Origin of the sequence: Dialister succinatiphilus YIT 11850, assembly GCF_000242435.1 — a bacterium.
GTDB lineage: Bacteria > Bacillota > Negativicutes > Veillonellales > Dialisteraceae > Dialister > Dialister succinatiphilus.
Genome location: NZ_JH591187.1, coordinates 1004291 through 1021389 on the forward strand (window position 1 = coordinate 1004291; position 17099 = coordinate 1021389).

A 17099-nucleotide genomic window follows, 5' to 3' on the forward strand; every position below is an offset into this window, starting at 1 on the left:
TGCCACGGAAATTATAACATTTCCACTCAAGGGGAGGCTTTCCTCTTTTATTGTTTCTGGAAAAATTCCCCTACCGAGTAAAATTTTACACTAAGAGCCGCGACAGGGTAAGTCTTCCAAGCATAAGCCCGCCCTATATGTCAAAGCATAAGAGACTGCTTCTTTTAAAATCCCGCCCGCCTTCCGCCTATGGACTATTTCATCACTGCCGCTGCTGCCTGCGCCACGTCTATACCAATAGCCTCGATGCTTCGGAGTTTTCCATCTCTTGTACAGGAAATCCGTTTCCAGCCATACCGGTCCACCAGCTCCTGATAAGCGCCGCAGCATTTCTTCAGATAGTCCAGATGCTGCTCGTGGATATCCATGGATCCTCCCTGAAGGGCTCTTTTTTTAACAAGACCTTCGGACACCGAAAGAGGAATATCAAGAAGAATGACCAGATCGGGCCTTGGCAGCTCCAGTTCCTCATATTCCGTTTTTTCCAGCCAGGAGAGGAATTCTTCCCTTTTCTCTACATCTTCATACTTGGTCATCTGATGCACCATGTTGCTGGTAGTGTAGCGATCGGCAATGATGATGCCGCCCTTTTCGTAGAAGCTCTTCCATTTCATGCGATAGGAAGCGAAGCGGTCTACCGCATAAAAAAGGGAGGCTGCATAGGGATTGACATCAGAAGGGTCCCTGCCAAAGTCTCCTTTCAGATACATTTTCACCAGAGATGACGAGGGGCTGTCATAGTCAGGAAAGGATACATGCATGACTTCCCTTTTTTCCTGCCTCAGTTTCTTCTCCAGAAGGGCAGACTGGGTTTCTTTACCACTGCCATCAATTCCTTCCAGTACGATGAGGGTTCCTTTCATTCTTTCTCCTTCCATAAAAGAGGCAGTTTCCGGAGAAACTGCCTCTGTCTATTATCCTTTTCTTTTGGGATTGAACACATTCATAGCATGGTCCACTCCGTCCTTCAGGGCGGATTCAATGGAGTCTGCTGTATGAATCTTTGCGTCTTCAATTTTCTGGATATCTTCTCCGTAGGGACGGCTTAACACATGCTCCACCACTGTATGACCGTCTTGAGGATGGCCTACACCGATGCGGAAACGGTTGAAATTTTCACTTCCCAGATGGGCGATGAGGGATTTAATCCCGTTGTGTCCGCCGGAAGCTCCTTTTTTACGGATTCTTGTCTTTCCCGGCGGCAGGTCCAGATCATCGCAGATAATATAAATATCATCCAAATCCACCTTGTAGTAGCGGGCAATGGCCCCTACCGCTTCGCCGCTATTATTCATATAGGTCAGGGGCTTTACCAGGAGCACCTTTTCCCCGTTTACCAGGGTCTGACCGATTTCCGCCTTCATGTCCTCCTTCCAGAGAGTCACATGCCAGCGACGGGCCAGTTCGTCGATTACATCGAAGCCCATGTTGTGGCGGGTATGCTCATACTCTTTCCCCGGATTTCCAAGTCCTGCAATAATTTTCATTATTTATCGAAGAGCTGGCTTACGGAAGCATCGTGGAAAATACGGAGGATGGCTTCGCCCAGGAGCGGAGCGATGGAAAGAACGGTGAGTTTGTCCTGGATTTTTTCTTTCGGAATAGGAAGGGAATTAGTCACAATCAGTTCCTTAATGTTGGAATTTCTGATTCTCTCTGTAGCCGGGTCAGTAAGTACAGGATGGCATACGGCAGCATACACATCTCTGGCACCATATTCAGCAAGCGCTTTGGCACCTTCGCAGAGGGAGCCGGCAGTATCTACGATATCATCCACAACGAAGCAGTTTCTGTCTTTCACATCACCGATGATGTTCATCACTTTGGCAACACCCGGTTCCGGACGGCGCTTTTCAATGATGGCAATCGGTGCACCTACTCTGTCAGCCAGTTCGCGGGCACGGGTTACACCGCCCAAGTCCGGGGAAACGATGGTCAGGTTATCCAGGTTCTTGGATTTCACATAGTCTGCCAGAAGGGATGCAGACATGAGATGATCTACTGGTACGTCGAAGAAACCCTGAATCTGGCCTGCGTGGAGGTCCATGGTCACCACTCTGGTCACACCGGCGGTGGACATGAGGTCTGCCACCAGCTTGGCGCTGATTGGTTCACGGCCTCTGGTTTTTCTATCCTGACGGGCATAGCCGTAATAAGGCACCACCACAGTGATGTGACGGGCAGAAGCTCTCTTCAGGGCATCCACCATGATGAGCATTTCCATGAGGTTATCATTGACCGGTGCTCCGGTAGGCTGAATGATGAAGCAGTCCTTGCCGCGGACACTTTCATTAATCATGACCTGAATTTCACCATTGTTGAAACGTCCGCAGATAGCCTTTCCCAGCGGCACTCCGATGTAGTCAGAAATTTCCTTTGCCAGTGCCGGGTGTGCGGTTCCTGTAAAAATCTTCAGTTTAGAAGTGTCTTCCATGTCCATTTTGCTGCCTCTCCCTTTCCTTTCAATGTGAAAGTGTAAAAAGTTTTTCCATGGTCTGTGGATAGAATCCCATCATCCACTATCCTATGCTTTTATTATATACCAGTTTACCGGTAAAATAACAGTGAAAAATAAGATTTTATAAAAGGAAATCAATCCTTATAGGTGTCTTCCTTCACCCAATCTTCAATATTCGTCTGACGGGCCCTTGCCACGGACAGCGCCTTGGCTGGCACATCTTTAGTAATGGTGGAACCGGCGGCAGTGAAGGCCCTTTCACCGATATGTACCGGTGCTACCAGGTTCGTATTGCAGCCGATAAAGGCATGGTCATCCACCCGGCAGCGGTGCTTTGTCTTTCCATCGAAATTGACGGTAACAGTACCGCAGCCGAAATTCACATTCCTGCCTAAATCCGAATCACCGCAGTAAATGAGGTGAGGCAGTTTAGTGCCGTCATCTACTGTGGAATTCTTCACTTCTACGAAATTACCGATTTTAATATGGTCATGGAGCACCGTGTTCGGGCGGAGATGGACGAAAGGTCCGATTTCATCAAAATTCCCGATAGTGCATTCATGGGCATAGACCCGGTTGAGATGGGTGCCTTCCCCCACAGTCACATCGGTGAGCTGAGTATCAGGGCCGATAATGCAGTCTTTACCAATCACTGTCTTTCCCTGGAGAATGGTACCGGGATACAAAATGGTATCCTGTCCCACTTCCACATCCTGTTCCACGTAGGTGTTTTCCGGATTGATAATGCTGACGCCCCGGGCCATCAGCTCTTCTGCCTTTCTAAGACGGAGCACCCGGTCTGCAGCTGCCAGCTGGACTCTGGAATTAACACCCATGGTTTCGTCAGCATCCTCTGCTGCCACAGGAATGACCTTCTGCCCTTCACGAATCATAATTTCAAACACATCGGTCAGGTAATATTCGCCCTGAGCATTTTTGTTATCTATTTTCTTCAAAGCATCCAGCAAAGGGCCTGCTTTGAATACATAGGTGCCAGTATTGATTTCATGGACTGCCAGCTGCTCTGGCGTGCCGTCCTTCTGCTCCACAATGGAAGTCATCTGGCCTTTCTCATCCCGAAGAACACGACCGTAGCCGAAAGGATCAGTCAGAATGGCTGTCAGTACGGCAGCAGATGCATTTTCCTTCCGGCAGGTCTCTGCCAGGGATGCAATCGTTTCACTCCGAAGAAGAGGGGTATCGCCGCAGATGACAAGCACATAACCCTCCCGGTCCGTCAGGAGAGGAGCCCCCTGCATCACCGCATGGCCTGTGCCAAGCTGCTCTGCCTGGTGGACAAAATCCACATGCTGTCCTGAAAGATCCTTCCTCACCAGCTCTTCCTTAAATCCTGTAATTACCACACACTTTGCAAAACCGGCCTGCCGTACCACCCGGATTACCTGCTCCACCATAGGCACACCGCACACGCGGTGCAGAACCTTCGGTAAAGCGGACTTCATGCGAGTCCCCTGTCCGGCAGCCAGAATCAGGGCTGTTAAATCTGCCATTGTTCCTCCTGCTGCAAACGACCTGAAAACTATATATACACGGATATCATTGTCAAATATAAGTAAAACCCGTAGCTTTTATTTTAGCAAATGAGAATGATCATGGCAAGGTAAAATAGAGAGAGTCCTGGCCCATTCTGTTCACCCATCTGTTTCAAAAAGAATTATGAAACTTTCGCCACCAGTTTCCTGTTTATAAGGATACCATCTTCCTCACGCCAGGCAGAAATTTTTTGCCTCTCCTTTCCCGCCTGTGAAACAAAAAAGCAGCCCCACAAGGGAGCTGCTTTCGGCTCGCAGGAAACTCTGTCCTTTTCCCCACAGAAATGAGAAAGGCGGTTCCCTACATCTTTGATGCTATAGCATCATGGATCAGGGCTGCATAGGCTGCGGTGCCTTCGTTATTGGGATGGATATTGTCCCCTCCCAGCCATTCAGGATGCTTGGTCACTTCCCCCTGCCAGTCTACCAGTGTGACATTAGGATATGCCCGGGCTATCTGTCTCAAATAGGCATTGTTGCTGTCCTGCCAGCTGGTGGCGGGACAGTGGACAGTGACCCAGAAAATATGGCGGTCAGGGCCCAGATAGTCCAAAAGGCCCCGGGTTTCCTCTTCGTACTGACCATCCAGAGGACCATTGGTACCAAGAGAAACCACCACCGTATTTCCGAGGACTCCCATCTGGTTCATCTGACGGGCCACGTCAAGACCAGCGCCCACATAACGAGATACCTTGGCATCAATGTAGCAGTCCGGGAGCACATCTCTCAGTGCCATGGCAGAGCCAAGCATGACAGAATCCCCGATGCAGGCCACATGATCCAGAGCAGGCCGGCTCTCAGCCCCCTTCTCCTCAGGAATGGGAATAGCTTCAGTCTGCTGGGCTTCCAGCATCTTTTCATTTTCTGCAAACTGTTCCTTCATTTCAGCCATATCCGCAGCCCGGCTATCGGCGGAATTCCAGATGCCCCGGCACCCGTAGGCCATGAAGGGAAAGGCGGGCAGGGAAATCAGAAGGATGGCTGCCGCCTGAATCGCCATTTTTCTCGGGTGAAGAAAGAGCCGGGAAGGGACGGAAAGAAGCCCTGAAAGAAGCTCCGTCCACACCGAGAGAAGAAGGATGAGCAGAAGCTCCAGCGCTTCCATGGCATAAGGCATGGTTCCTTCCCATTTCATATAGCGGAAAAGGAAAATAACCGGGTACTGCCACAGAAAAATGCCATAGCTGTATTTGCCAATCCAGCGGAAAAGAGGATTATCCATGAGCTGTCCAAAAGGAAGCCTGCTGTCCGCTGTCCAGAGAAGAAGCAGCAGAAATACCAGTGTATAAGCCCCCATAGCCCACTGATAAACCTGGGGAAACTGGCCGTCCAGCAGCACATAACCGGCGCCTGTGAAAAGGAGGGCAAAGAGGTAGAGCAAAGAGACTCCGCTTTTCCGGAAAGTTCCCATTTCTTGGGAAGGAATGCGGCGAGCCAGATAAAATCCCAGAGCCCCGCCAAGAAGAAGGGCATAAATTCGGGTATCGGTACCGTAATAAAGTCTTGTCATATTCATGCCTTCCCCAAAATCAAAAGGCATGATTCCCATGGCTGCCACACCACCTGCCAGAAAGAGAAATGTGCCGGCCCGGGGACTCAGCACTCTGGAAACGGCTATATAGAGACCAAAAAGAAGAGGCCACAGCAGGTAGTACTGCAGTTCGATTCCCAAAAACCAGAGGTGGGTAAAAGGAGACTGATTGGCCATTCTGGTAAAATAATCAGCATTTTCGCTAATCTGCCACCAGTTATTGTATCCCAGCACCACCGATACCACTTCCATCCGGATGGCTTTAATCACATCCGGCGCCAGGACGGAATATATCCCTACCGTCAGTAAAATCATAATCAGGAGAGAGGGGTATATCCGTTTAATTCTTTTCCATATATAAGACCGGAGCGAAAAGGAATGGCTGATTCTGCTCTTTTCGCTCGTATAGGCCAAAAGACAGCCGGTCAGCACGAAAAAAAGGGATACCCCCAGCCAGCCGCCCCGAATCGTCTGGGGAAACATATGAAACAGGGTAACCCCCGTGATAGCCAGGGTTCGAAGGCCATCAAGTCCTGAAATACGGTTTTCCTTGCCGTCCTTGCAAGAACAGCTGTTTTCTGTATCAGAAGCAATGTCTTTCACTGCTGCATATTCGTTTTTCATTTGACTTCTTTCTATCCGGCATGTTCCGGAAATGACAGGTTATTTGAAAAAGCAGGAATCCCTTCGCCGGATCTGCCTTGTTGAAGATTTGGATGCCGTGGGCGCTCCTGAGATTTCTCAAGAAAAGCGCCTGTGATTTTCTGCAAGTGTCCTATATTTTATATCATTTCCTCCCCTTTTTCCATCAAAAAATCCCTTTTTTTCGATGGGGAAAAAGGGATTTTTTAATGATACAAAGAGTTCTTTCATCAGAAGGGGTCTTACTTTTCTGATAACTTCTTCAGCCTGTCCGAAAAGGCCGGCCTACCGCCCATGGATTCCGCACTCCTTACGGCATCCAGAATGGCCAGGCGGATTGCTTCTTCTGCCAGATAGCCCACCGTGTCCACCGGCGCTTCCACTTCGCCGGAGGCCATGGTGAATACCGTATCTCCGTCCATAGTGGTATGGACCGGACGGATGGCTCTGGCATAGCCATCATGAGCCATGCCGGATACTGCTTTGCATTCCGCCTTGGTAAGCCTGGCATTGGTCATCACACAGCCGATGGATGTATTAGTGCCCATGTGCCTTTGAAAGCCTTTCATCATCAGTTCATGGGAAGAAATAAAATGGCTGTCATCATCGGACAGTGCACCGGCCAGAATGTGATCTCCTTCATAGATTTCGCCGCAGGCATTAACTGCCATGTAGGCGCCTACATAGAGACCGCCGGGAAGTCCGAATTCCGCATAACCGGCGCCGCTTTTCATGGCATGGGCAAATCCCCTGAGCTTTCCTACGGACGCACCGGTACCGGCGCCATAGCAGCCCACAGGAAATGTATCAGAGGCTTTAGACGCTGCCAGATAGCCCATTTGTATATCCGGATGGGCATGGCTGCTGCCTATGGACAAATCAAAAAGTACGGCGCCGCAGACAATGGGCACTGTAATATCACCTACCGGAAATCCTGCTCCCTGCTTTGCCAGGTAATTCATAACGCCGCTGTCTGCCTCCAATCCGAAGGCAGAACCGCCGGAAAGAACGACAGCATGGATTTTCTGCACCGTCTTTTCCGGACTCAATAAATCAGTTTCCCTGGTGCCCGGTGCGCAGCCTCTCACATCGACGCCCGCCGAAGCGCCATCTTTAGGCGCCAGAATGACCGTCACACCGGTGAGGCCTTCCCTGTCTTCCGCCGTACCGATAGTAAAGCCCGGCACATGAGTTTTTCTGTATTCCATTATACTTCCCCTTTTCTGGCCATAGAAAGGCATCGCTTCAAATCTTCCGGCACCGGTGCTTCAAAATGCATGGGCTTTCCGGTGACCGGATGCGTGAGGTCCAGTGTCCAGGAGTGAAGAGCCTGTCCTTCGATGGGAAAATGATCTTTCTTCCACCCATAGAGAGGATCATTCACCACAGGATGGCCGATGTAGGCCATGTGCACGCGAATCTGGTGGGTACGGCCCGTTTCCAGCTTCAGTTCCAGGAACGAATAGCCCGGCATAAACTCCTCCACTCTGTAATGAGTGACTGCAGGCTTTCCTGTTTTAGGCTGCACGTCCCATTTCATACGGTCCTTCACGCTCCGCCCCAGAGGCAGGCGGATGACCCCTGTATTTCCTTCCATCTGCCCGTGAACCAGGGCCAGATAATGGCGCTGGGCTTCATGGGCCCTGATTTCTTCCTTCAGTACAGGAAATGCCCTTGCCGATTTAGCCGCCACCATAACGCCGGACGTGTCTTTGTCCAGCCGGTGCACAATGCCCGGGCGGATGGGATCCTCACAGGCAGTAAGGAGGGAAGGTCCGCAGTGATACAGGAGCCCATTGGCCAGCGTACCGTCAGGATTTCCAAAGCCCGGATGCACCACCATACCCCGGGCCTTGTTAATCACAATCATATCCTCATCCTCATAGAGAATTTGAAGGGGCAGGTCCTGGGGCACCAGCGTGAGCTCCTTCTTTTCTTCCCAGGAAAAGGAAATTTCATCTCCCGCTTTCACATGGTAATTGGGCCGAAGCATTTTGCCGGAGGAAAGGAGAGCCCTTCCCTCCTTCATCTGGTTCTGCACCTCCGACCGGGTCAGCCCCGAGGCATCCTGCAGCACCTTGTCCAGCCGGGTTCCCTCTTCTTTTTCCGTAATATGACAGGTTATCTGGTTCATTCACTGTGTCTCCAAAAGTAAAAAGCAATAAGACCTACGCCAAGGCAGATGAAAATATCGGCCACATTAAAAATAGGCCAGATGCGGAAATCAAAAAAATCTACCACCGCCCCCAGACGGACGCGGTCAATACCGTTTCCTAAAGCGCCGCCAAGAAGCATGCCTACCGCCGCGGGAAAATAGAAAGGCTTTTCCGGGATTCTTTTCCTCATCACGAAAAAAGCAACGAAAAGAACGGCCACAATGGCCAGGAAAAACCAGTCCTGATGGGGCAGAAGGCCGAAGGCAGCGCCGGGGTTCAGGATATAGGTCAAATGAAATACATTCCGTATGAGCGGAATCGTTTCACCCAGCTCCATGTGGCTGACTACAATCCATTTCACCAGCTGGTCGAAAACAGTTACGAAAATAGCAATCAGTACGGTCGTCATAAAATCCTCCTGGCTTGTATTATATCATATGGGAATCAGAGATTATACGAGGTTTATAGATAGACTGTACCGAAAGGGATGCCTGATGGCACTTGACTTTCTCGAAAATACAAAAACCGCAGAGCTCTGGGCTCTGCGGTTTCATATGTTTTTATTAATAATTTACAAAAACTTCCACATTCTGTCTTCCAAAATTGTAGCATTCTTCGAAGGTTTCCATGCACAGGTCGATACGGTCGCCGATAATGGCTCCCCCTGTATCGGCTGCCACTGCTTCGCCGTAGTTTGGAATATAAACGGTGGAGCCCAGGGGAATGACTCTGGGATCTACAGCTACCGTACCATGACCTGCCCTGGTGCCGGTAGCAGTGATACCGAAGCCATCGCCATCAGTGGGATGATAGGCGCTGGCATTCATGCTGCGTACATAGCCCTGGGTGCCTTCTACATCGCCGCTCTTGGCAATGCCCGGGGTTCCGTGGGCAATCACTTTTACATCTCCTGCTTCTGCCTTGATGACCTTGCCGTCAGAAACGTATTCTTCCATTTCCACTTCCCTGCGGCCCGGGGTGCCTTCCTGCACCACTTCCAGCTGTCCCGGCTGCAGGCTGGCATCATACCACTTCTGATAATGAACAGGAATGGATTCCGTCCGGTTCACCACCCGGGAAGTATAAGGCACCACATGGATCTGCATGCCCTGGGTGACCTTCATCATACCATCTTCGATGGGCATCATTTTCTTCCAGTCAAATCCCGCTTCGTTCACCACGCCCTGCACGGTCTGCTGGGTGGTATACAGGGTTTTGGCTCTGCCATCGGATACAATGGTGACCGGCACCGCTCTTTCCACTACCACCACAGCGCCATTTTTCACATCGCTGCTGCTGGTCCAGAATTTGTCATAGGCATTCAGAGTGACTTCTGATTCGCTCAGCACTTTTTTGAAGCTGTTTGACCTGGTGGTAACCACCTTTTTGGTTTTGCCATCATACACTGTGACCACTTTATCTTCATCGGCCGTGCCGAAGCCGAAAGCCATGGTAAGGTCCGTCTGGGCTGCCATGGACAGAAGAAGAAGGGAGCACAGTGCTGCTTTTGCTGCTTTTTCAAAGGTTGAATGTTTCATATGTTTCTCTCCTATGGCTGTCATTCTACCATAGGTAGACTTTTTGTCAAATTTCATTGAGTTTACATATTATAAAATCAGATTTTATTCAGTATTTATCGTGTATTTTCCATTTATTCATCCTATTTATTTCGTGCAATAAAATCATATCTGCAGTCATAAAATATCTATTTTATCCTGTTTTTATCGTATATTTCCAATATGGCTGATTGTCAATTTTGTCCCCCAGTAATGGACATTAATGAAAAATTAGTATATGATGAGTTCGGAATAGGCCGTTCTTTTCGAATTTCCGCCCTATCTGAACGTTTCCCGGGCCTCTGATTGTAAACTATTAGGAACGCGCTCTATTTCTTGGAGGTGGCCCTTTTTTGTCCCATGTCAAGGGCTTTATGAAACCTGTGTTCGCTTATATATTTGCCTTTAGTGGGACTCCATAGCATAAAAATCCCTGTTTTTTATAAGATTCTCCCAAAATCATTAATATTTCAAGGCAAAAGTGGAAAAGAGAAGGACTTCATTTCTTTCATGCTCTTTCTTTTTTCTATTGAAAATCATTCCGATTAATCTATCATTCTATGAAAAAAAGCCCCGAATTTCGGGGCTTTTTCCTCTTTATTCATGTTTACCGAATACCGGCACATAAGGTTCCATTTTCTGGGCCAGGGTCATTTCATCCTCCCGGTCCCTCTGTTCCGCCAGCTTCTGGAACCTAGCCTGGGCGGCCACCTTGTTTTCCGGGGCGATAAATTTCCGCCAGCTGCCGTCGGACTGCATAATGTGGGCTTTCTGGTTGTCAGCCAGTTCCAGATCAATCATGTTTTTCAGCCTTCTGCAGATATCAGGATCCTTCACCGGAATCATCAATTCCACCCGGTCATTTAGATTTCTCGGCATCCAGTCGGCACTGCCGATATAGAGCTCTTCCCTGCCGCCGTTGGCGAACCAAAAGACGCGGCTGTGTTCCAGGAAGCGGCCAACCAGACTTCTCACAGTAATGTTGTCGCTCACTCCCGGAATGCCGGGGATAATGACGCAGATGCCCCGGACGATAAGTTCGATTTTCACACCGGCCCGGGACGCTTCATAGAGTTTGGCTATGATTTCCTTATCCAGAAGGGAATTCATCTTGGCAATCATATGGGCCGGTTCTCCCTGCAGGGCAAAATGGATTTCCCGGTCAATGAGCTCCATGCACCGCTGGCGCAGGTTAATGGGGGCCACGATAAAAGAGTCCCAAATCGGCGGATCAGAGTAGCCGGAAAGGAGGTTGAAGAAGGCGGAGGCATCACTGCCGAAGCGGTCGTTGCAGGTGAAAATGCCGAGGTCCGTATACAGTTTGGCGGTGGAAGCATTATAGTTGCCTGTAGCCACATGGACATAGCGGCGGATGCCATCCTTTTCCCTGCGAATCACCAGGGTACACTTGGAATGGGTCTTCAACCCTACCAGGCCGTAAATGACGTGGGCCCCTGCTTTTTCCAGACGCCTTGCCATGAGGATGTTGTTGGCTTCGTCAAACCGGGCCTTCACTTCCATGAGCACCGTCACCTGTTTCCCGTTCTGCGCAGCTTTCTCCAGAGCCTGAATAATGGGGCTGGAAGAGGAAACGCGGTAAAGGGTCTGCTTAATAGCCAGCACATTGGGATCCGAGGCAGCGGAAGCCACGAAGTTGACCACGGAATCGTCGAAGGACTCATAGGGCAGATGGACCAGAAGGTCCTTTTCCCTGATCATATCAAAAATATTCTTCCTGCCGTCCTTACTGAGCTGAATCATGGACCAGGGGCGGTGAGGATGGGCCTCGGGGTAGCGAAGGTTATCATAGCCCTTGATACCGCAGAAGGAGAAGAAAGCGGTCACATCCAGAGGGCCGTCGATTTCATACATATCTTCGGACCCCAGATTCATTTCCGAGGTCATGAATCGGCGCATGAAACGGCTGGTGCCCCGTTCATATTCCAGTCGCACTGCTTCCCCGCGCTGTCTCTTTTTCAGCTGCTTTTCCACTTCCACCACCAAATCCTGAGCATCTTCCTCATCCAGGTTCAGATCCGCATCCCTGGTAATACGGAAAGGGCGGGCTTCCAGCAGGTCAAAGCCGATAAACAGGCGGGCTGCAAAGTGGCACAGCACCTGTTCCAGGAACATGAAATCATGGCGGGAGGGATTCTCCGGATTGTCCGGCAGCCGCACAATCCGGGGCAGCACCGAAGGCACCGGCACAATGGCCGTCTTCACGTCAATATCGTTTTCTTCATCCAGAGTCATGTCCCGCTCATTCCGTTCCAGCAGCAGGGCAATGTTCAGACTCTTGGAGGCCAGGAAAGGGAAGGGATGGGAGGAATCCACCGCCATAGGAGTTACTACCGGGAAGATTTCTCTTTCAAAATAATCATCCAGCCATTTCATCTGCCGCGGCGATGCATCTTCGGGACGGATGAAATACAGGCCCTCTGTTTCCAGTTCCTTCAGTATCATTTTCAGATACCGGTACTGCCTTGCCACCAGGCGCTGGCAGGTATCGGAGATGGCTTCCAGCTGCTCTTCCGGCGTCATGTTGGCAATATCTCTCCGCTTCACGCCGTTTTCCTTCTGATGCTTCAGGCCTGCCACGCGAATCATGAAAAATTCATCCAGATTGGAGCTGGTAATAGCCAGAAATTTCAATTTTTCCAGAAGGGGATTGTTGGGGTCCACCGCTTCCTGGAGAACCCTTCTGTTGAACTGGAGCCAGGACAGTTCTCGATTCAGATAATACCGATGATTCTTTACATCCACGTCCATAATTACCTCCGCTCAAGTTTGGCTTCCATGCCGAATATATTTTCAAAAAATTCTTTTTCCTTATCAAAGAGCCATGTTTCCAGGGCTGTATTCTCATCGCTTTCATATTCAATGAGCAGGCAGTCCTTCACGATTCTGGCGGACACATCCTTCAGCTTCTGCTTTCTGGACATATCCATGGCCCGCACCAGACGGAAAATGGCGATAAGCTTCAGCGCCGTCATCTTCGATTCATCAGAGAGGATGCGGAAAGGCTCATCATCATCGCTGGGCATGCCTTTGTGGTCATAGTACACAATGCAGGCCACAATGTCCTTTTCCTTGTCGGAAATACCGAAAATATCGGTACCCTTCACCATGCTCCAGGCCTGGATGGAAGAGCCCAAAAGGTTTACGTATTTCCCGATCTGGTACAGAATAATGGCCATGCGGAGCAGGAATTCGTCTCTTTCATTAAGGCCGTTGTACCGGTCAAAAGCGCGGATAATATGATAGCTGTACCGCTCCATGGCTCTGGCATGATCCGGTTCATAATAATAGGAAGCCGCAATGGAGCGGGTCAGTTCCAGATTCTGGGCCCGCATATACAGAAGGGCGGGATCCTTTGTTTTCTGGGCGCCGTAGAAAAGGCTTGCCGCCTCTACGAAGGTCATGCCCATCATCACCACATTCTTCACGGGCACATTATCCAGGATTTCCTTATAGATATGAATGGTAGGCGATACCACCGATGCCAGAGATTCTTCAATATGATACTTCTGCCGCAGCATGGACGTGGAAAGACTGCCTGCTTCCTCATGGAAGCGGATAATCACATCCTTCCTGACCTCGGTGATTTCCTTTTCAATTTCATAGCCCATGAGGCGGCCCACGATCCGTGCCTCCCGGCCGGATAGAATGACCGTATCAATATCATAGTTCCGAACCGTCACCCACAGCGGCTCCATAATGGCATGGATATATTCTCCCAGAGCCTGGGGAAAATCCATGGAATCCCGCTGGTTCAGCTTGAAGGTTTCCAGCAGGCGCAGGGTACCGATGTGCACATTATGCTGGTAGCACAGAGCCCCCTTCTCCCACACGGTGAGGCCGATGCAGCCGGAGGTGATATCCACAAAGAGGAAATTATTTCCCATGCGTCCGCCGATAGCCTTGTTGTATTCCTTGAACTGGTACTGCAGGCCGAAATGCTTGAAATAAATTTCCTGCGGCATATCTACCACCTGCACATTGAAGCCCGTATTCACCCGCACCAGGTCAATAATGGAGCGGCAGTTTTCCGCTTCTCTGAGCACCGCCGTGGCATACACGGCATACACCTTGACCTGGTAATCCATGAGAAGCTGCTTCAATCCCTCCAGCATACGGCACAGTTTCTTAATGGAGGGGAAAGAAAGGCGCTTCTGGTTAAATACCTCTTCGCCGAACGTAGTATCCTTGCGCACCGATTCAATGACCCGGATATCCTTTACGCTGTTGTACTGCACAATGCGCATGGATACATTGGATGAACCGATATGAATGATTCCATAAATGAGCGGCTTTTGATCCGACATAGCGAGCCCCCGTTTCTATGAGTAATGCATGGGAAATTCCCATATTCCTGTATGATTGTACACCGGGAAAGTAAAGCCTCTGTAAAACGCTGTGAAACCTTTCTTTCTGAATGATGAGTATTTCTTATTATATCATTATTGTAGCATATCTTAAGGGAAAAAGGAGCAGAAGAGAAAGGACCGGTCATATCTGTCAGAGGGGGCAGCCTGGGATTTCCAATTTCTAATGACTCTCTTCTACCGCCTCCCTCCCATCTGTTGTAAAATAGAATCATCAAAGGCAGTGTCCTCCCGTTTCCGGTCAGACTGCCTCTAAAGGAGAAACCATGGAACGTATAGCTATTATTGATTTAGGCTCCAACTCCATCCGCTTTGTTATCATGCAGATTGGAGCCCACGGTTCTTACAAACTGGTCTATCAGGAAAAGAAATCCATCCGCCTGGCGGAAGGCATGACCCTCGATTCCCGGCAGCTCACGGAAGAGGCCCAGCAGCGGGCACTGCAATGCCTTACCGTGTACGCCCATATCATGGCCGTGCAGAAAGTAAAAAAAGTGCTGGCTGTAGCCACCGCCGCCGTCAGAAATGCAGTGAACGGCGCTTCCTTCCTGAAACGGGTCCGTCTCAATACCGGCATTCCCATGACCATTATCAGCGGAAAAGCCGAAGCGGCCCTGGGATTTTCCGGCGTAGCCCATACCATTGACCGAAAGGATTTCCTCCTCTTTGATCTGGGCGGCGCCAGCGTAGAAATTTCCCTGGTCAAAAACAAGAAACGGGTTCACTCCATCAGTATTCCCCTGGGCGCCGTGACACTGACAGAAATGTTTCATTCCTCCGGGTCCGTGCCCTATGACATGATCAATGAAATCAAAAATTTCATCCAGAAAAAGCTGGCTGAGATTCCCTGGTTCCCCAAAGAGCCCATGGAAGTCATCGGCGTAGGCGGTACGGTCCGCAACCTGGCCAAGGTACACCAGCGGGCCTCCTCCTATCCCCTGCCCAAGCTCCATAACTACAATCTTCCGGTAGAAGACCTTTTCGCCCTGGTGAAATCCATCTGCGGCAAGACCTATGAGGAAAGGCAGAAAATTTCCGGACTGTCCGAAGAACGGGCAGACATCATCATTGCCGGCGCCCTGATGGTACAGGAAATCGTGCGAAAAGCGAAATCCTCCTACCTCACCATTTCCGGCTGTGGCCTCCGGGAAGGCCTTTTCTTCCACTACTATGATCCCATTTACGACAGGGAAGGCAGCTGGAAGCAGAACATGCTCATTTCCTCCGTGAAGAACTATCTCTATACCCTTCCCCTGGAATATGATTTCCACACAGCCTACGTGACAGCCATGGCCCTTTCCATGTTTGACCAGTGGAAAAAAATGCATCGTTTAAACGATCGCATGAGAAACCTTCTCTATGCTGCCGGCCTTCTCCATGACACCGGCACCATTGTCAATTACTACAGCCATGCCAGGCACAGTGCCTACATCACCGCTAACGCCCACATTTTCGGCTGGTCCCATAGAGAGCAGATCATGTGCGCCCTTATCTGCGCCTTCCATCACGGTTATTCCAGCAAATTCCTGAAATCCAACAGCCACGTCCGTATCCTCTCGGACCTGCAGATGAAAGAAGTCCGCATGATGGCCCTCTTTCTCTCCCTGGCGGAAGGTCTGGACGAAAGCCACGAGCAGTGCATCACCCGTCTTGTCTGCACCGCCTCCCGGGAAGCCCTGGACCTTCGTATCTACACCAGCCGGGATAACTTCGACGTCCCTGCCCATGCGGTGCAGCACCTGATCAAGGACTTCGCCAAAACTTTCCGCCGCCCACTGCGCATCCAGTGGTTCCCGGGAAGCAGCAGCAGGAATGAACTGGCTGAAGAAGCAGTGAAACTGGACTTTAAGCCCAATGAGTAAGAAGCCGCCTGTCGGCCCGAGTTTAAGAGGAGGCCCAATTGTGGTGGGAGATTTCTCGGTTCAGAGTAACCATAGTGCTCAAAACCCTTTGTGCTGCTTCCGACAAGTATCTCTGTTCCAGATGACAATGGAACAAACTGCTTACTGTTATTGACAAAAATAAAACACAAAAAGGGGGCTGTGAAAAAATTTTCATTATTTCTTCACAGCCCCTTTACTATGGTTTTATAAAATTATTTAGCACCGCACTTCTTTGCACTCACTGCATCTTCATACAGCTTGTTGACATAGTCCCAGTTGATAATGCGGAAGAAGTTTTCCACAAAATCCGGTCTGCGATTCTGGTACTGCAGATAGTAGGCATGTTCCCACACATCCAGCGCCAGCAGCGGTTTCTTTCCTTCCGTCAACGGATTGTCCTGGTTGGCCGTGGAAAGGACTTCCAGATGGCCGTCGCTGTAAACCAGCCATGCCCAACCGCTTCCGAACTGAGAAACGGCGGCAGAAGAGAATTTCTTTTTGAATTCTTCAAAGGAACCGAAGTCTTCCTTGATCTTTTCAGCCACCGGGCCCGCAAAGGAAGTGCTGCCCTCCGGTGCCATCATATCCCAGAAAAGGGCGTGGTTGAAATAGCCGCCGCCATTATTTCTGACAGCGCCCCGGATATCTTCGGGAAGAAGGTTAAGATGGGCGATCAGATAGCGGATAGACTTATCTGCCAGCTCCGGATGAAATTCCAGAGCCTTGTTCAGATTGGCCGTATAGGTGGCATGATGTTTGTCATGGTGGAAATGAAGGGTTGCTTCATCCATCACAGGTTCAAGGGCATTGTAAGCATACGGTAATTCCGGTAATTTAAACATGGTCATTTCTCCTTTGTTGGAAATATAGGAAATATATAAGATAAACTGATTAACGATATTTATCGATTCATTCTGTCAATATTATATCGAATA

The 17099-nt window shown here is 49.9% G+C and carries 13 protein-coding genes; 1 reads left to right on the forward strand and 12 read right to left on the reverse strand.

Annotated elements, in window-relative coordinates:
- Positions 1-194: 194 nt before the first annotated feature.
- The 11 genes from HMPREF9453_RS04370 to HMPREF9453_RS04420 form a co-directional block, all read right to left on the reverse strand.
- Complete coding sequence (locus tag HMPREF9453_RS04370) at positions 195-863, reverse strand: dTMP kinase (RefSeq protein WP_008859365.1); 669 nt, start codon at positions 861-863, stop codon at positions 195-197.
- 51 nt (positions 864-914) lie between these two features.
- The gene (gene pth / locus HMPREF9453_RS04375; protein WP_008859366.1) at positions 915-1487 is read right to left on the reverse strand and encodes an aminoacyl-tRNA hydrolase; all 573 of its coding nucleotides are present in this window, start codon (positions 1485-1487) and stop codon (positions 915-917) included.
- Entirely contained in the window at positions 1487-2440 is a 954-nt protein-coding gene (locus HMPREF9453_RS04380) for a ribose-phosphate diphosphokinase (RefSeq protein WP_008859367.1), read from the reverse strand. Before HMPREF9453_RS04380 ends, pth begins: the two co-directional genes overlap by 1 nt.
- A 152-nt stretch (positions 2441-2592) precedes the next feature.
- Positions 2593-3969: a bifunctional UDP-N-acetylglucosamine diphosphorylase/glucosamine-1-phosphate N-acetyltransferase GlmU gene (gene glmU, locus HMPREF9453_RS04385; RefSeq protein ID WP_008859368.1), complete on the reverse strand. Its 1377-nt coding sequence runs from the start codon at positions 3967-3969 to the stop codon at positions 2593-2595.
- Between the two features lie 343 nt (positions 3970-4312).
- The gene (locus HMPREF9453_RS04390; RefSeq protein WP_008859369.1) at positions 4313-6166 is read right to left on the reverse strand and encodes an acyltransferase family protein; all 1854 of its coding nucleotides are present in this window, start codon (positions 6164-6166) and stop codon (positions 4313-4315) included.
- Positions 6167-6426: 260 nt separating this feature from the next.
- Positions 6427-7392, reverse strand: coding sequence for a P1 family peptidase (locus HMPREF9453_RS04395; RefSeq protein ID WP_008859370.1), 966 nt, complete (start codon positions 7390-7392; stop codon positions 6427-6429).
- Positions 7392-8318, reverse strand: a complete 927-nt coding sequence (locus HMPREF9453_RS04400; RefSeq protein WP_008859371.1) for an RluA family pseudouridine synthase — start codon at positions 8316-8318, stop codon at positions 7392-7394. The genes HMPREF9453_RS04395 and HMPREF9453_RS04400 overlap by 1 nt, the downstream gene beginning before the upstream one ends.
- Positions 8315-8749 (reverse strand): signal peptidase II, encoded by a 435-nt coding sequence (gene lspA / locus HMPREF9453_RS04405; protein WP_008859372.1) that lies wholly within the window; start codon positions 8747-8749, stop codon positions 8315-8317. Before lspA ends, HMPREF9453_RS04400 begins: the two co-directional genes overlap by 4 nt.
- Positions 8750-8903: 154 nt before the next feature.
- Positions 8904-9878 (reverse strand): G5 and 3D domain-containing protein, encoded by a 975-nt coding sequence (locus tag HMPREF9453_RS04410; RefSeq protein WP_008859373.1) that lies wholly within the window; start codon positions 9876-9878, stop codon positions 8904-8906.
- Positions 9879-10493: 615 nt separating this feature from the next.
- Positions 10494-12665 carry a polyphosphate kinase 1 gene (ppk1, locus tag HMPREF9453_RS04415; protein ID WP_008859374.1) on the reverse strand — a complete coding sequence of 724 codons (2172 nt, stop codon included), beginning with the start codon at positions 12663-12665 and terminating at the stop codon, positions 10494-10496.
- A gap of 2 nt (positions 12666-12667) precedes the next feature.
- Positions 12668-14221 (reverse strand): Ppx/GppA phosphatase family protein, encoded by a 1554-nt coding sequence (locus HMPREF9453_RS04420; RefSeq protein WP_008859375.1) that lies wholly within the window; start codon positions 14219-14221, stop codon positions 12668-12670.
- A 326-nt stretch (positions 14222-14547) separates the two neighbouring features.
- Between HMPREF9453_RS04420 and HMPREF9453_RS04425 the strand changes: the two genes are divergently transcribed.
- Positions 14548-16143, forward strand: a complete 1596-nt coding sequence (locus HMPREF9453_RS04425) for a Ppx/GppA phosphatase family protein (RefSeq protein ID WP_008859376.1) — start codon at positions 14548-14550, stop codon at positions 16141-16143.
- Between the two features lie 233 nt (positions 16144-16376).
- Here HMPREF9453_RS04425 and HMPREF9453_RS04430 read toward each other — a convergent pair whose 3' ends face one another.
- On the reverse strand, positions 16377-17012 hold the full coding sequence (locus HMPREF9453_RS04430) for a superoxide dismutase (RefSeq protein WP_040379582.1): 636 nt from the start codon (positions 17010-17012) through the stop codon (positions 16377-16379).
- Between the last annotated feature and the right edge of the window lie 87 nt (positions 17013-17099).

What these genes read in the sequence shown, in the direction of transcription:
- pth (WP_008859366.1), bottom strand. Translation starts at nt 1,487, where the DNA reads ATGAAAATTATTGCAGGACTTGGAAATCCGGGGAAAGAGTATGAGCAT.
- HMPREF9453_RS04380 (WP_008859367.1), bottom strand. Translation starts at nt 2,440, where the DNA reads ATGGACATGGAAGACACTTCTAAACTGAAGATTTTTACAGGAACCGCA.
- glmU (WP_008859368.1), bottom strand. Translation starts at nt 3,969, where the DNA reads ATGGCAGATTTAACAGCCCTGATTCTGGCTGCCGGACAGGGGACTCGC.
- HMPREF9453_RS04410 (WP_008859373.1), bottom strand. Translation starts at nt 9,878, where the DNA reads ATGAAACATTCAACCTTTGAAAAAGCAGCAAAAGCAGCACTGTGCTCC.
- HMPREF9453_RS04425 (WP_008859376.1), top strand. Translation starts at nt 14,548, where the DNA reads ATGGAACGTATAGCTATTATTGATTTAGGCTCCAACTCCATCCGCTTT.
- ppk1 (WP_008859374.1), bottom strand. Translation starts at nt 12,665, where the DNA reads ATGGACGTGGATGTAAAGAATCATCGGTATTATCTGAATCGAGAACTG.
- lspA (WP_008859372.1), bottom strand. Translation starts at nt 8,749, where the DNA reads ATGACGACCGTACTGATTGCTATTTTCGTAACTGTTTTCGACCAGCTG.
- HMPREF9453_RS04400 (WP_008859371.1), bottom strand. Translation starts at nt 8,318, where the DNA reads ATGAACCAGATAACCTGTCATATTACGGAAAAAGAAGAGGGAACCCGG.
- HMPREF9453_RS04430 (WP_040379582.1), bottom strand. Translation starts at nt 17,012, where the DNA reads ATGACCATGTTTAAATTACCGGAATTACCGTATGCTTACAATGCCCTT.
- HMPREF9453_RS04395 (WP_008859370.1), bottom strand. Translation starts at nt 7,392, where the DNA reads ATGGAATACAGAAAAACTCATGTGCCGGGCTTTACTATCGGTACGGCG.
- HMPREF9453_RS04370 (WP_008859365.1), bottom strand. Translation starts at nt 863, where the DNA reads ATGAAAGGAACCCTCATCGTACTGGAAGGAATTGATGGCAGTGGTAAA.
- HMPREF9453_RS04390 (WP_008859369.1), bottom strand. Translation starts at nt 6,166, where the DNA reads ATGAAAAACGAATATGCAGCAGTGAAAGACATTGCTTCTGATACAGAA.
- HMPREF9453_RS04420 (WP_008859375.1), bottom strand. Translation starts at nt 14,221, where the DNA reads ATGTCGGATCAAAAGCCGCTCATTTATGGAATCATTCATATCGGTTCA.